15 protein-coding genes are annotated in these 13,689 nt (G+C 32.2%); 6 read left to right on the top strand and 9 right to left on the bottom strand.

Going from position 1 to position 13,689, the window contains the following annotated elements:
• The first annotated feature begins 74 nt into the window (after positions 1 to 74).
• The 4 genes from ACWNT5_RS19425 to ACWNT5_RS19410 all read left to right on the top strand — a co-directional run bounded on the left by ACWNT5_RS19425 (position 75) and on the right by ACWNT5_RS19410 (position 5,162).
• Positions 75 to 581, top strand: a complete 507-nt coding sequence (locus tag ACWNT5_RS19425) for a DUF6702 family protein (protein WP_299610292.1) — start codon at positions 75 to 77, stop codon at positions 579 to 581.
• A gap of 60 nt (positions 582 to 641) precedes the next feature.
• Positions 642 to 2,954, top strand: coding sequence for a M1 family metallopeptidase (locus ACWNT5_RS19420; protein WP_456518318.1), 2,313 nt, complete (start codon positions 642 to 644; stop codon positions 2,952 to 2,954).
• Between the two features lie 90 nt (positions 2,955 to 3,044).
• On the top strand, positions 3,045 to 3,338 hold the full coding sequence (locus ACWNT5_RS19415; RefSeq protein ID WP_299610288.1) for a Sec-independent protein translocase subunit TatA/TatB: 294 nt from the start codon (positions 3,045 to 3,047) through the stop codon (positions 3,336 to 3,338).
• A gap of 330 nt (positions 3,339 to 3,668) precedes the next feature.
• A complete protein-coding gene (locus tag ACWNT5_RS19410; protein ID WP_456518317.1) occupies positions 3,669 to 5,162 on the top strand; it encodes a S8 family peptidase in 1,494 nt (497 codons plus the stop codon).
• A gap of 67 nt (positions 5,163 to 5,229) precedes the next feature.
• Here the strand turns inward: ACWNT5_RS19410 and ACWNT5_RS19405 are convergent, their stop codons facing one another.
• The 3 genes from ACWNT5_RS19405 to ACWNT5_RS19395 form a co-directional block, all read right to left on the bottom strand.
• Positions 5,230 to 5,871, bottom strand: coding sequence for an O-methyltransferase (locus ACWNT5_RS19405; RefSeq protein ID WP_299610284.1), 642 nt, complete (start codon positions 5,869 to 5,871; stop codon positions 5,230 to 5,232).
• 162 nt (positions 5,872 to 6,033) lie between these two features.
• Positions 6,034 to 6,198 carry a hypothetical protein gene (locus tag ACWNT5_RS19400; RefSeq protein ID WP_299610281.1) on the bottom strand — a complete coding sequence of 55 codons (165 nt, stop codon included), beginning with the start codon at positions 6,196 to 6,198 and terminating at the stop codon, positions 6,034 to 6,036.
• A gap of 244 nt (positions 6,199 to 6,442) precedes the next feature.
• Positions 6,443 to 6,697 carry a hypothetical protein gene (locus ACWNT5_RS19395; RefSeq protein WP_299610278.1) on the bottom strand — a complete coding sequence of 85 codons (255 nt, stop codon included), beginning with the start codon at positions 6,695 to 6,697 and terminating at the stop codon, positions 6,443 to 6,445.
• A gap of 168 nt (positions 6,698 to 6,865) precedes the next feature.
• Between ACWNT5_RS19395 and kynU the strand changes: the two genes are divergently transcribed.
• Positions 6,866 to 8,152, top strand: a complete 1,287-nt coding sequence (kynU, locus tag ACWNT5_RS19390) for a kynureninase (RefSeq protein ID WP_299610275.1) — start codon at positions 6,866 to 6,868, stop codon at positions 8,150 to 8,152.
• Here kynU and ACWNT5_RS19385 read toward each other — a convergent pair.
• Complete coding sequence (locus ACWNT5_RS19385) at positions 8,149 to 9,006, bottom strand: AraC family transcriptional regulator (RefSeq protein WP_299610273.1); 858 nt, start codon at positions 9,004 to 9,006, stop codon at positions 8,149 to 8,151. The two genes, kynU and ACWNT5_RS19385, sit on opposite strands and share 4 nt — an antisense overlap.
• Before the next feature lie 138 nt (positions 9,007 to 9,144).
• Here ACWNT5_RS19385 and ACWNT5_RS19380 point away from each other — a divergent pair, with 138 nt between their 5' ends.
• Positions 9,145 to 10,308, top strand: coding sequence for an MFS transporter (locus ACWNT5_RS19380; protein ID WP_299610270.1), 1,164 nt, complete (start codon positions 9,145 to 9,147; stop codon positions 10,306 to 10,308).
• A gap of 19 nt (positions 10,309 to 10,327) precedes the next feature.
• Here ACWNT5_RS19380 and ACWNT5_RS19375 read toward each other — a convergent pair whose 3' ends face one another.
• The 5 genes from ACWNT5_RS19375 to ACWNT5_RS19355 all read right to left on the bottom strand — a co-directional run bounded on the left by ACWNT5_RS19375 (position 10,328) and on the right by ACWNT5_RS19355 (position 13,574).
• A complete protein-coding gene (locus ACWNT5_RS19375; RefSeq protein ID WP_299610268.1) occupies positions 10,328 to 11,041 on the bottom strand; it encodes a hypothetical protein in 714 nt (237 codons plus the stop codon).
• A 154-nt stretch (positions 11,042 to 11,195) separates the two neighbouring features.
• Positions 11,196 to 11,564 carry a cupredoxin domain-containing protein gene (locus ACWNT5_RS19370; RefSeq protein ID WP_299610265.1) on the bottom strand — a complete coding sequence of 123 codons (369 nt, stop codon included), beginning with the start codon at positions 11,562 to 11,564 and terminating at the stop codon, positions 11,196 to 11,198.
• A 130-nt stretch (positions 11,565 to 11,694) separates the two neighbouring features.
• A complete protein-coding gene (locus ACWNT5_RS19365) occupies positions 11,695 to 12,243 on the bottom strand; it encodes a carboxymuconolactone decarboxylase family protein (protein WP_299610262.1) in 549 nt (182 codons plus the stop codon).
• Between the two features lie 460 nt (positions 12,244 to 12,703).
• The gene (locus ACWNT5_RS19360) at positions 12,704 to 13,075 is read right to left on the bottom strand and encodes a DoxX family membrane protein (protein ID WP_299610259.1); all 372 of its coding nucleotides are present in this window, start codon (positions 13,073 to 13,075) and stop codon (positions 12,704 to 12,706) included.
• 31 nt (positions 13,076 to 13,106) lie between these two features.
• Entirely contained in the window at positions 13,107 to 13,574 is a 468-nt protein-coding gene (locus ACWNT5_RS19355; protein WP_299610253.1) for a hypothetical protein, read from the bottom strand.
• Positions 13,575 to 13,689 lie beyond the last annotated feature (115 nt).

Below are 13,689 nucleotides of genomic sequence, written 5' to 3'. Positions count from 1 at the left end.
TTTCGTATTAAATAATTTTTGGCATAATATTTTATACCAAAATGTTACATTTACGACCATTAAATAAGGAAACTTTGAAGAAGCAGCTATTTATACTCACTATATTTTTAGTAACACTAAGTTCTTTTGGTGTATTACATAAGTTTTATGTAAGCGTAACACAGATTGAATATAAAGAGGAACAACAATCACTTCAGATAATCTCTAGGATTTTTATTGACGATATAGAAGAAGCGTTAAGGAAACGTTATGATGAAAACATAACATTACTTTCTAAAGAGCAAGAAACAAAGGTTGATCAATACCTCAGTACCTATCTAAAACAGAAACTAAGAATTACTGTTAATGGTAAAGAAGTTTACTATACTTTTTTGGGGAAAGAGTATGATAATGATTTGGTATTGTGTTATCTGGAGGCGGAGAATGTTTCATCTTTAGAAACTATAGAAGTGTCCAATCTCACGTTAATGGATTTCTTCGAAGAACAACAAAATCTTATCCATGTTAAAAAAGGGAAAAAACGAAAAAGTTTGATCTTAGAAAAAGAAAGAGATAATGGCATGTTAAAGTTTAGTGAATAAATCATTAAACTTTTAAAAAACAATTATTTTGCAGTTTATTACTTAACACAATAACATCTAATGAAAAAATTACTTTTTATCCTCTCGGCTACGTTTTTTGTATCTGGAATTGGATTGTACGCACAGAATCAGGGCAGCGCTGAAGAAACGCGTGAACTTGGGCATACAAATGAAAATAAGTTTAAGCAAATGTACGATGAGTTTGCAACACCAAACATGTACAGAACTGCTTCGGGAGCACCAGGATCTGCTTATTACCAACAACAAGCGGATTACAAAATGGATATCGAGCTTGATGACAAGAATAAAAAGCTTACTGGTAAAGAAACTATTACCTATACCAATAATTCACCTGATAATTTAGAGTTTTTATGGGTACAATTGGATCAAAACATGAGATCCAGAAAATCTAAAACTCCATTAATCCAACCAACAGGTGTAGATGCAGCGGATCCACCACAAAGATTTGTTGGAAAATATCTTGGAGAACCTTTTGATGGAGGTTTTAATATTACTGCTGTTAAAGATGCATCAGGGAAACCTCTAGAGCATACGATAAACGGTACGATGATGAGAGTAGAAATGCCTAAAGATTTGGCGCCTGGAGGAAAGTTTGTATTTTCTATTGACTGGTGGTACAATATTAATGACCACGTAAATGGAAGAGGTAGATCGGGATATGAAGAATTTGAGGATGGTAATAGAGCGTATGTAATTGCACAGTTTTATCCAAGAATGGCAGTGTATAATGATGTAGAAGGTTGGCAAAATCACCAGTTCTGGGGTAGAGGAGAATTTGCACTTCCTTTCGGAGATTTTGATGTAAACATTACAGTACCTGCGGACCACATTTTGGATGGTACAGGAGTTTTAGTAAATAGAAAAGAAGTATTTACTAAGGAAATGATGAATCGTTATAATCAAGCAAAGAAATCATATGATAAACCAGTTCTTATTGTAACACAAAAAGAAGCTGAAGCAAAAGAAAAGTCCTTCTCTACTAGCAAAAAAACATGGAAGCTTAGTGCAAAGAATGTAAGAGATTTCGGGTTTGCTACATCCAGAAGATTTATATGGGATATGATGGCAGTTAAGATTGGTGGTAAAGATGTGATGGCCGTTTCTATGTATCCAAAAGAAGGAAATCCGCTATGGGAAGATTGGTCTACTAAAGTAGTAGCGAGTACGCTAAAATCTTATAGTAGAATGACTTTTGATTATCCATATCATAAAGCAATTTCGGTTCATGCTAAAAATCAGGGAATGGAATATCCTATGATTTGCTGGAACTATGGACGACCAGATAAAAAAGGAAAATTTAGTGATCGTACTAAGTACGGAATGATGAGTGTAATCATACACGAGGTAGGACATAACTTTTTCCCAATGATCGTAAATAGTGATGAGCGTCAATGGACTTGGATGGATGAAGGTTTAAATACATTCGTACAATACGTAGCAGAACAAGATTTTGGAGAGTGGTATCCTGATGCAATTGCGCCTTTAAAAAGTTATCCTTCTAGAAGAGGTCCTGCAGCTAAGATTGTACCTTACATGAGTGGAGATCAAAGTTTTATTTCGCCAATTATGTCACAGTCTAATAATATTTATCAGTTTGGTGCTAATGCATATGCGAAACCTGCTACAGGTTTAAATATTCTTAGAGAAACAGTTATGGGTAGAGATCTTTTTGATTATTCTTTCAGAACGTATTCTCAAAGATGGATGTTTAAACACCCAACACCAGAAGATTTCTTTAGAACAATGGAAGATGCTTCTGCAGTAGATTTAGATTGGTTTTGGAGAGGTTGGTTCTATACAACAGATTATACTGATATTGGTGTTAAGGATGTGAAAAAGTATGTGGTTTCTAAAGAACCAAACAAAAGAGCTAAAGATTTTGCCGCTGCAAGAGGTGCTAAAATAGAAGATTTTGGACCATTAGTTTTTATGGTTGAAGAAGGAAGTGAAGAATACGAAGCTATTAAGAAGAATGGAAATATAATCGATGATGCAAAAACATTGAAAGAATACTTAATCGATAATTTCTCAGTAGAGGAAAGAGAAGTTCTAAAAGAACCAAAATATTTCTATGAAATTACTTTCGAAAAACCAGGAGGTTTAGTAATGCCGTTAATAGTTGAATATACATATGAAGATGGAAGTTCGGAAACTATTACTTATCCTGCTGAGATATGGAGAAAAAATGATGACTCGGTTAGAAGAGCTATCGCTTCGGAAAAGGCAATATCTAAAATTGTTGTAGATCCGAATCAGGAAACCGCAGATATTGATACCTCCAATAATAGCTGGCCTAAAAATAAAAAACTAGGTAAGTTTGATAAATTTAAAAACAAAGTTAAGGGTCAATAAGTTAAAAAACCTATAAATCGTTTTAGTAAAGCCGTTCGAATGTACGAACGGCTTTTTTGTATTCATTATTGTAGCTATATTTGCAGAGATATGATAGCATTACCTTTATTTATAAGTGGGACAGAAATAGCCTTTATAGTGTTTATTCTGGTTATGGTTTTTGGAGCAGATAAGATACCAGAAATAGCTCGTGGTTTAGGCAAAGGAATGCGTATTGTTAAAGATGCCACTAATGATATCAAATCCGAAATAACCAAGAGTGCTGAAAAGCACGGAATAGATACAGAACTTCCTAATTCCATTACATCAGATATTAAAAATGAGATTACTCAAGCAAAGAAAGATATCGAAGATGTAACTGGTTCTATAAAGCGCAAACTTTAGTCTTTTAAGCTAGTATTTTATCATTTTACTAAAATTGAACATTCGTTTTTTTGAATTGATCAAAAAAACACCACTTTTTTTATACTTTTCTTACACTGTAGTATTTTTCTGTAAAACCCTTGTAAACATTGGTGGTTGACGATGAATTGTAGTCCTATGCAAGCATAGGATCGGCATTTTTTTTAAGATTCTTTCAAAAAAAGATATTAATATTTAAACTTTATTTAATAAATTAGTCATGAAATTAACTAAATGATAATTATTTGATATTTTTAAGAATAACTGATCTTAAATTTCAAATTCGCACAAACTCATTAATCTTATACTAAAATGAAAAAAATTATTCCTCTGTTTTTAGGGCTTTTTCTTGTCGTATCTTGTTCTAAAAATGATCCCTCAGAAGTAATTGAAGAAAACCAGACGTCACAAAAGATTTTGTCGATAGATGAAATCAATTCTTTTATCGAATCTCAGCTAAAACAAAAAGGAGATTTAGATTGGTCAAAAGATGCTTCGGCACATATGTTATATAGTGCAGTAATGCATGGAGGAGAAGTATTGACCATTGGTTATGGTCAGAAAGGAGAAAGTTTTATTGAAGGTACGCAAAGATCTTCAAGGCTAAATGATATTATAGAAGACATTTACAATACAGTACAGAGTAATGAAGGGGTGACACGTTCTAATTTTCAAGTGTTTGAAGATGATAAACTAAATGTGTTAGACGTTCATGTTACTAAATTAGAAACTGTTGAGGAGCTTTTAGCAATGGATAATATCCGTTATTTAGAACCTAATGGATATGGTTTTTACTTACAAGAAGATGTACAGCAAAAATCCGCTGGATGTTCACAAAGCGGTCAATCTATTAATAGTGCTGATTACAGTGTAATAGCACCAAATGCTAGAGTGCCTTGGAACTACAACATTCATAATATACCACAAGCTTGGAATTATAGTACTGGTGCAGGAATAACAGTGGGATTAATCGATAGTGGTGTGTCTGCTAATCAAAACCTACTTGGAAATGGATTTAATGATGGAGCTTCCAATGGAAGAAGTATCCAAAAGATTGGAACATACATAGATTCTATTTGGTGGTGGTCTAATAATGTAGATGGACCAAATGATAAATGTGGGCATGGTACTCAAATGGCTTCAATAATTGCTTCTCCACGAAACAATGATTTTATGCCTATGGGAGTTGCTTATAATTGTAATTTAATTTCATATAGAGGAACATCTGATGTTGTTCTTGAAGATTATCATGAGCGTAAAGGAGTAAGTAATGCATTAAAGCAATTAGGCAATAATGGTAACGTAAAAATTATATCCATGTCTATAGGATACCCTTGGTCTATTGGAAATGTAAAAGATGCTGTTAAGTACGCTTACGGAAAAGGTAAAATGATTATTGCGGCAGGAGGTACCTCTACTACATTTACTAATTGGTATGGAGTTATTTTTCCAGCAAGTATGAATGAAACTGTAGCTGTAACAGGTTTAAAAGACAATGGATATAACAGATGTAATATCTGTCATGATGGAAGTAAGATTGACTTTACCATTGTGATGCAAAGAGCAAGCAATTCTAATAGAAATGTGCCGGTTTTAGGATTTAATAACGGAGATCAATCATATGTTGGTGGTTCATCCGCAGCTACTGCGGCTACAGCTGGAATCGCAGCATTGGTATGGGCGCGTAATCCAAATATGACCAGAGCACAAGTATTGGATAAGTTAAAACGAGCAGGAGAGTTCTATCCGAATAGAAATAGCAAATTTGGATATGGTAATATAGATGCTCTAAAAGCTGTACAATAAATGAATTAGCAATTGTAGTTACTAATACATGTAAAAAGTGGAATCCGTAAAACAGATTCCACTTTTTTTATAATACTCTACTGATAGTTAATCCATCTCTGATAGGTAACAGAACAGTTTCTATTCTTTTATCTTCTACTAGTAATTTATTATATGTTAATAGTGCGTTCGTAGAAAGATCGTCTTTCGCAACTTCTTCAATAACTTTTCCACTCCAGAGAACATTATCAGATAGGATAATGCCACCAGGATTCATTTTATCAATAATTAGCTCGAAGTACTTTGGATAATTAGGTTTATCTGCATCAATAAAAACTAAGTCGAATTTAATATTCAAGGACGGAATAATTTCGGTAGCATTTCCAATATGCTGATATATTTGATGACCATAAGGAGAAAGATCAAAGTATTTTCGTTGAAAATCTTCTAATTCTTCATTAATATCTATCGTATGTAAAACACCCTCTTTTTTCATGCCTTCTGCAAGGCATAATGCAGAATATCCGGTATATGTTCCGATTTCCAAAATATGTTTTGGACTGATTAATTTAGAAAGCATGCTTAGCACTCTACCTTGATATGGACCACTAAGCATTCGAGGTTGTAGTATTTTTTGATACGTCTCACGAGTTAATCTTTCTAGTAACTCTGGTTCCTTTTCAGTATGATTTACTACGTATGTATCCAGTGCTTCTGGTATAAAGTGCATAGCTTCCTATTTTTTTTGCAAAGCTAAGTGTTTTATTATTGATAGATCTAAAAATAAGTTTTCTAATAAATAGAAACGGTACAAAAAAATTGCAGTAGAATAATGAATCTACTGCAATTATTGATTTTTTACATTTTGTGTGAGAAATGTACATTAGCTATACTAGCATGGAACACAAAAGTAATCAGGTCCTGGAAAGATAATCTGACCACACATTCCAGCAGGGCAACCTGCAGGACCACCATCTGAAGGACATCCTCCAACTACTAGTTTTTGTGCTTTTTTACCAATGGTTTTAACACCTTCTAATTTTTTTAATTCTTTCATAAGAGTATTAAATTTAAAAATGAATATGTGCCTATTTATTTAAAGACATTCAGGTTATATGTCTCTAATTTAAGTAACATGGTAAAAAGAAATATAGAAAAATCTTTTTACCATATTTTTTCATTCTTAGATTTCAAAATCATTTCTCAGTTTTAGACTAGATATTAGAAGTGATGCTAGATCTAGATCAAAACATAGACTGTGAGACCTTGAAATAAAAGAAAAGAAATAATTCTTTATGTAATTAAAGGCAGCATTGCCCGTTAATATGTGTTCCAAAGCAAGTTGCGCCCGATGGACTTGGAACTGCGCATAGATCGCCACCACCAGATGGACAAAAGAATAAAGAAAAACATCCAGATGGACAATCAGATAAAGAAATCAAACCGCCAGAGATAGCACTTTGGGACTCTTTAGATAATTCATTAGCCCCGCTTACTTCTAAAATTTTTTTTAACATGTTTAGTAAGTTTAAAAAAATGATTATGTGCCCGAACATTTAAAGACACTCAGGTTATATGTCTGCAATTAGGGTATATTAAGGTAGGCAGTTTTAAATGTGTGTTTAATATAATAATAAGTGATAATTTCCCCACTAATTTTAACAAGGTTTTAAAAGATTATTTAATCTCAGTTCTTATATGTATTTTTGAAATAAAACTCAAGAATGCAATTCGAAAATAGCAGAGAATTTGCTAAGAAATTGGATCGGCAGGATCCTTTAAAATCATATAGAGATCGTTTTCTTTTCCCAAAAGTTAATAATAAGCAAGTCATTTATTTTACAGGAAATTCTTTAGGGCTTCAACCTAGAAATACAAAGAAGTATGTGGATGAGGTAATGAAGGATTGGGCAGAGCTTGCCGTAGAAGGTCATTTTTATGCAGATAAACCTTGGTGGGATTATCATGAAAGAATGGCAAAACCGTTGAGTAAGATAGTAGGTGCTAAACCTTCGGAGATTACTGTAATGAACACCTTAACGGTGAACTTGCATTTACTCATGATTTCCTTTTATCGTCCTCAAGGAAAACGATATAAAATCATATGCGAAGAAAAAGCTTTTCCGAGTGATCAATATATGCTTCAAAGTCAAGTCCGATTTCATGGATATGATCCAAATGATGCCATTGTGGAAATAAAAAAGCGTCCAGGAGAACATAATTTTAGGACTGAAGATATTCTTAGCACTATCGAATCTGTAGGAGAGGAGTGTGCTCTAATTCTTATGGGTGGTGTTAATTATTATACAGGACAAGTTTTTGATATGAAAACCATTACAAAAGCAGGACATGATATTGGAGCTTTTGTAGGTTGGGATCTAGCACACGGTGCTGGAAATATTGAGTTGCAACTTCATGATTGGGATGTTGATTTTGCCTCTTGGTGCAGTTATAAATATATGAATAGTGGTCCTGGAAATGCTTCAGGATGTTTTGTACATGAAAGATTTCATGATCAAAAAGATATTCCTCGTTTTGAAGGTTGGTGGGGAACAAAAAAAGAGTCTAGGTTTTTAATGAAACCTGAGTTCGAACCAATGCCTAATGCGGATGCTTGGCAATTGAGTAATGCTCCGATCTTGTCATTGGCACCATATCTTGCTTCTTTAGAACTATTTGATGAAGTAGGTATGGAAGCTTTGCTAGAAAAGAGAAACCTAATTGTAGCATATTTAGAATTTGTATTGAATTCTATCGATGCAGAAGTAGAAAGTACTTTTGAAGTTATAACCCCATCAAAGCAGGACGAAAGAGGGACACAACTTTCCGTTTTTCTTCATGGAGAAGGGCGAAAATTATTCGACTTTTTAATGAAAAATGGGGTAATTGTAGATTGGAGAGAGCCTAATGTGATAAGATTAGCACCTGCACCATTTTATTGTTCTTATGAGGATATGTACGAATTTGGGCAGATTCTTAAACAGGGAATTTTAAATAAAGATTCAAACTAGTTATTATCTAAATGATTTATATAATCTGAAGGAGAAGTATCGGTGTGTTTTTTGAATTGTTTACAAAAATATGATGGGTCGTTAAAACCACATTGATATGCTACCTCAGAAATTGACATCGTTTTGTTTTCAAAGTATTCCTGAGCCTTTTTGATTCTAAACTCGTTTAAAAAGCTAATAAAACTTTTATTCGTGGCTGCTTTAAACATTCGACAAAACGAATTGGTGGTTAATCCTAATTCTTTGGCAATTGCTTTTGATTGTATTTTTTGAGAATAGTTTTTATTTATATATTCAAAGACTCTTGAAATTCTTGGTAATGCGGTTTTATCAATTTCCAAAAGATCGGCAGATTTGATGACCGGAGTATTATCTTTTGAAACAGAAAGCTGATATAAGATATTCATAAAATTGAGTAGTTTCTCGGTGTCATTTTGAGATGCCAATTTTAGAAATGAATTAGATAGTTTATCCTTGGTCTCTTTAGAAAAAATACATCCTTTCAATGTTTTTTGAATAAACCTTTGTATACTCGAAAATTCTGGAAATACTTTTAACTTCTCTTGAATGAAATTTTGATTAAATTGAATTACAACTTCTACATTATCCTCTAGATCTTTATTTCCAAAAGGCATATGAGGAATATTTGGACCAAGAAAAATTAAGAGTCCATCTTTATAACTTTTGATATTAGATCCTACTTGGATAATGCCATTTCCGTTTTTAATAAAAACTATTTCATACTCAGGATGTAAATGCCAGTTTATTTCATTACAAAGAGCATCTTTGGTATAGCTTTCTATTTTTAACGATTTAGATTGTTCAACATAAATTTGCTCGTACGATAATTTCATAAAACAAAATTATCATAATAGGCTATATATAAAGCTATAAAAGAATAAATTGTTTCAGTATTTGAATATTTTGTGTTATTTATACCTAATATTTTGTTAGTAATTTTGAGAAATACTTAAAAGTTTAAATAGCAGATTTTGAATTCTTTATATCTTATTCTTACAAAACTACGTTACTTTGGTCCAGCTTGGGTTTTCGCATCTCTTAATATCATGACAGGTACTTGGGTGTTGTATATACCAAAGGTAAGAGCAAAATTGGCCATTGATGACGCACAGTTAGGAATTGCCTTATTTTGTTTTGCATTAGGAACTCTTACCATGATTCCAATATCTTCATTGATTATAAAACGAATTGGAGTAGGAAAGACAACGATAATAGGAATCATTATTTTTTCTTTACTTTTTTTAATCCCCTTACTAGCTCCTACATATTTGTTATTATGTGCTGTTTTATATCTGGTGGGATTATTCGCTTGCTTAACAGATATCGCTATGAATGCTCTGGTGTCTGAAATAGAACAGACAGATGCAGTTCATATCATGTCCGCTTCGCATGGTTTTTTTAGTTTAGGAGGTGTTATCGGGGCAGGTATCGGAGGCTTTTTAATAACCAAGATAGAAGTCCCTATTATTCATATGTTATTGGCGACTACTTTCGTTATCATAACAAATCTTTTGGTTTGTAGCGCTTATGTTATGATTAAAGGAAAAAAAGAAGAAAGTACTAAGAAGTCTTTCGATTTTAAAATTGTAAAACCTTTATTAGGATTAACTGTGATTGCTTTTTTGATAATGGGTAGCGAAGGTGCGATAGAGCATTGGAGTAAACTCTATATGCAGGATGTTGTAAAAATTTCTTCTGAGAAAATCTCTGGTTTTGGATTTGTAGCTTTTTCTCTTATGATGACGATAGGTCGATTTTTTGGAGATGCAGTGAGTAAAAGTTTTGGATCTTTAACAATTATCATAGGAGGAGCTTCTATTAGTGCTTTAGGATTTATTTCTGTTCTGAGTAGTACTTTAATACTTAGTGTACTTGGTTTTGGACTGATAGGTTTGGGATTCTCCGTGATTATCCCAGAATTATTTAGATTAGCTGGAAAAACAAAAGGAGTCTCACCTGCAGAAGGAATATCATTCGTTGCTGGATTTGGATATCTTGGCTTTTTGATCAGTCCTCCATTCCTTGGTTTTTTATCCAAAATTGAAAGCCTGAAACTCAGTTTTACTGCATTACTAGTGGCTACACTAATCGCTTTAATGGTAACTCTATTTATTTCTAAAAGAAGATCTAATTAGCTTGCGTAGCTAATAATAGTTATTTGTCTGTAATCACTTCAATATTTGTGAAGTAAAGTTTCCAGTTACCTTCGTTTTTCTGATGAGTTTTCGCAATTTGTATCCCGTTGAAGCTTTCATAATCTTCCCACGAAGTTATCAATGATGGTTCTGGTTTGTTTTTTTCTCTAAATACCCATTCTTTTATTTTAAAATCTCCTTCGAAATAGAAATCATACGCATCTCCAGGTGTATATCCACCTTCATTTTTATAAACGATAGTGAGTTTCTGCATTTCTTTATTGCTAATAGGAGCTATTGCTTTTACTTCATGTGAGGATGTAAAGCTGTTGTGATCCCAAACCAAATTAAAAGGTGCTAATAACCAATACTTATCATTAATAAAACCTTGGTCGGCTCTTATAGCAACACTGTCGATATTTGAGCGGTTATATACAATTGTGTCCTTGGCAGTGGTTAGAATGATTTCATTTTTTTTTGGTTTCCAGTTCCAAGAACGTTCGTAATGACTACTGTCGCGATCTATGTTAAAAGTAAATTTAATTTCTTGCACTTTTTCCCATTGATCAAAACCATTTGCTAAGGCTATTGCTTCTGTAGTGCTAAGAATTTTAGTAATTGTTTTCTCTTCCTTTATTTCGTCATTGTTATCGTATGTGTATTGTTTTTTAGCATCTTTTTTACACGAAAAAACAATAAAAGAACATAAAAGTAGTCCAACTAGATATCTCATTATAATGGAAATTTTAGGCTAAAATATATAAAGCAATGCCTGGATCAATTTTATTAACAAGGTTTTAGGTTTTTATCTAAGTTTAGTGGATATTATTTAAAACAAAAAACTCCCTTAAAAAAAGGGAGTTTTAAAGTTTAATATTTCAAAATAATTACTCTACAATAAGTTTATATTGTGGAGTTTTATTTAATGGACAAAAATAAGTGTATTCTCCTTTTTGTAACGTTACTGTTTTTGAACTCTCAGTTTTTCCTTCTGCTACAACTTTAGTTACATAAGCTTCCTGAATATGATTTTTAGGATTAGAAGCGTCTTTTCCAGCTGGTACTAGAACAAACCCAACATCAGTACCTGAGTTGTTATTTGAAATATTGAAAACGTAACTTCCTTCTGATAATGTAACTTGTTTTTGAGTAAACTCTCCTTTAGTCTGCTCTAAAGAAACAGTTTTAACATCTTGAGCATTTGCACTTAAAGTAATTGCGAAAATGAATGTGAATAATGTGATTAATTTTTTCATGATTTTAGTATTTAAATAATTAAGGTTGAAAATGATTTTTTTTGATTTTCTGAGAAGAAAGAGTTTCTTTCTGAATTCTTTCTTCTCAGAATTGTCTAATTGTTAGTATTTATTGGTGGTTGATATTTTATTATGCTGTAGTAGTTTCTAATGGTTGTGCTACAGGGAAATCAACAGGAACTTGAGTAGTACTATGAATGTAGTTTGAGATAGTTTTATCACCTACCAATACAATCGTGTCAATTAAGTTCCCTTTATCATATCCAGCCGCAAAGAAATTGTCTACTACTTCTTGATCCGCATGACCTCTATTTTCTGTAATATTCTTAGCTAGTTTAGCCAGCGCATCTAATTTAGAGTCGAAAGAAGCTTGCCCAGCTCTCAATTCTAATATTTGTTCATCTGTAAAACCGTTCATCTTTCCAATTGCAGTATGTGCAGATAAACAATAAATACAATTGTTAACTTCGCTTACCGCTAAGTTTACTACTTCTTTTTCTTTAGCTTTTAATGATGTTTTAGCGTTAGAGAAGTTTAAATAATTTTCTAATGCTGTTTCACTATGTGCGTATGTCGCATAAAGATTAGGAACAAATCCTAACGCTTTTGTAAGATTGTCAAAGATACCTTGGTTGGTACTGTTTACTTCTTCTCTTGTTGGTACATTAATTGTTGCCATGATTGTGATTTTTTAGTATTCTGAGCCAGCGCTTCAGAATGGATTTATATTTAAGTTTTAATTGTTATTTAATTTAACAAGGCAAAGATCCGATCGAAATATGTGTATTAGAATGTTCGTTTTTCCCGATGACTTGTCAATTTTTCCTTCCTCTATTTTTTTGAGGCTATAAAAGGTCTTTCTACATCACAATAAAAATCATGATGACTTCTTTGCTCACAATGAGCTTTTGTATTAAACGTGTTTACAATTGTTTTTTTTCCTTGACGAAAAATTTCTATTAAATTGAATATGGATTTATTATCTACTGTCATTTTGGTATTGTTTTAAATTAACATTACAAAGATGAAGTAATCATAAGGGTTACAGAATGTCATTTTTTCCTAACCGCTTGTAGATTTTTCCCTAAATAAAAAAAACCTCCAAAAATTGGAGGTTTTTTACAGTAAGTATATAAGTTTTAGAAGAATTTAATTTCTCTTCTTTTTATCCAAAGAATAATACCACTTAGAATAAAAGTTAATAATGCGGTGATAAAAAGAACACCTCCATCATTGTTGATTTCAACTCCTAATTTTGTTAAATGCATAAAAATAGCTCCTCCAATAACACCAAGTGTTATCGTAGCACCTATCCATACTGTTTTAGGAATTAATAATAAGATGCCGGCAATTAATTCTACAATTCCGGTGGCTATTCTTCCGTAAGGTTCTAAGCCCACTTTTGAAAAAATATAAACACTGTCGGGGTGCGCAGTAAACTTAAATCTAAGGGTTTGTATAAGAATAATAGCTACAATTATTCTTAGTACCAGGGGTATGGCCTTTTTCATTGTTAAATATTTTCAGAGTTTGTGTTAGTTACTATAGAACGCTGGGTAACGCGTCTATTTTACCATTAAATGTATTCTTTCTAGATATAAAATACAATTGTTCCAGATTGTTATCTTGTGACAATTGATTAGAGAGTTGTGGTAAATTGTTTCGTAAAAAAGTTTCAAAGGAATCTTTGTTTTTACTTCTATTAGCGGCTTTTCGTATGATTTTCAGATAAGAAGCTTTTTCTAACACTATTTTTTCTTTATTTGAATCAAAAAATAAAAGACTACTTTTTCCCTTTAAATTTTTTATTTCTTTTTTGAACTTAATTTCATTTAAAGCGATTAAGTCGTTATTGTATTGACTAAAAGTATTCTTATAGATAGTTTCTTTGGTGTTTTGTAAGTATACTGTCTCTAGTTGAGATTTATACATATCTTCTTGCGAATAAGAAAAGGATAAACTTATCAATGAGAAAATTGCTGTGAAAAATGAATTGTAAAAAGTTTTCATACTGGTACGTTTTAAGTAAATCATTAAATTATACTACAATACCGGGGCAAAAAATATGTAGATTAAAAAATCTGAATAATTATGTATGACGTATAGGTCGCAATTGCATTTAAAA

This window comes from Aquimarina sp. 433 (assembly GCF_054054605.1).
Note: the sequence above shows the minus strand (reverse complement) of the source record. Positions and strands in the feature narration are given on the sequence as shown.

Excerpts from the sequence above, each read along its gene's own strand:
- ACWNT5_RS19365 (WP_299610262.1), bottom strand. The coding sequence starts at position 12,243 with ATGGCAACAATTAATGTACCAACAAGAGAAGAAGTAAACAGTACCAAC.
- kynU (WP_299610275.1), top strand. The coding sequence starts at position 6,866 with ATGCAATTCGAAAATAGCAGAGAATTTGCTAAGAAATTGGATCGGCAG.
- ACWNT5_RS19370 (WP_299610265.1), bottom strand. The coding sequence starts at position 11,564 with ATGAAAAAATTAATCACATTATTCACATTCATTTTCGCAATTACTTTA.
- ACWNT5_RS19405 (WP_299610284.1), bottom strand. The coding sequence starts at position 5,871 with ATGCACTTTATACCAGAAGCACTGGATACATACGTAGTAAATCATACT.
- ACWNT5_RS19400 (WP_299610281.1), bottom strand. The coding sequence starts at position 6,198 with ATGAAAGAATTAAAAAAATTAGAAGGTGTTAAAACCATTGGTAAAAAA.
- ACWNT5_RS19375 (WP_299610268.1), bottom strand. The coding sequence starts at position 11,041 with ATGAGATATCTAGTTGGACTACTTTTATGTTCTTTTATTGTTTTTTCG.
- ACWNT5_RS19415 (WP_299610288.1), top strand. The coding sequence starts at position 3,045 with ATGATAGCATTACCTTTATTTATAAGTGGGACAGAAATAGCCTTTATA.
- ACWNT5_RS19420 (WP_456518318.1), top strand. The coding sequence starts at position 642 with ATGAAAAAATTACTTTTTATCCTCTCGGCTACGTTTTTTGTATCTGGA.
- ACWNT5_RS19355 (WP_299610253.1), bottom strand. The coding sequence starts at position 13,574 with ATGAAAACTTTTTACAATTCATTTTTCACAGCAATTTTCTCATTGATA.
- ACWNT5_RS19385 (WP_299610273.1), bottom strand. The coding sequence starts at position 9,006 with ATGAAATTATCGTACGAGCAAATTTATGTTGAACAATCTAAATCGTTA.
- ACWNT5_RS19395 (WP_299610278.1), bottom strand. The coding sequence starts at position 6,697 with ATGTTCGGGCACATAATCATTTTTTTAAACTTACTAAACATGTTAAAA.
- ACWNT5_RS19360 (WP_299610259.1), bottom strand. The coding sequence starts at position 13,075 with ATGAAAAAGGCCATACCCCTGGTACTAAGAATAATTGTAGCTATTATT.
- ACWNT5_RS19410 (WP_456518317.1), top strand. The coding sequence starts at position 3,669 with ATGAAAAAAATTATTCCTCTGTTTTTAGGGCTTTTTCTTGTCGTATCT.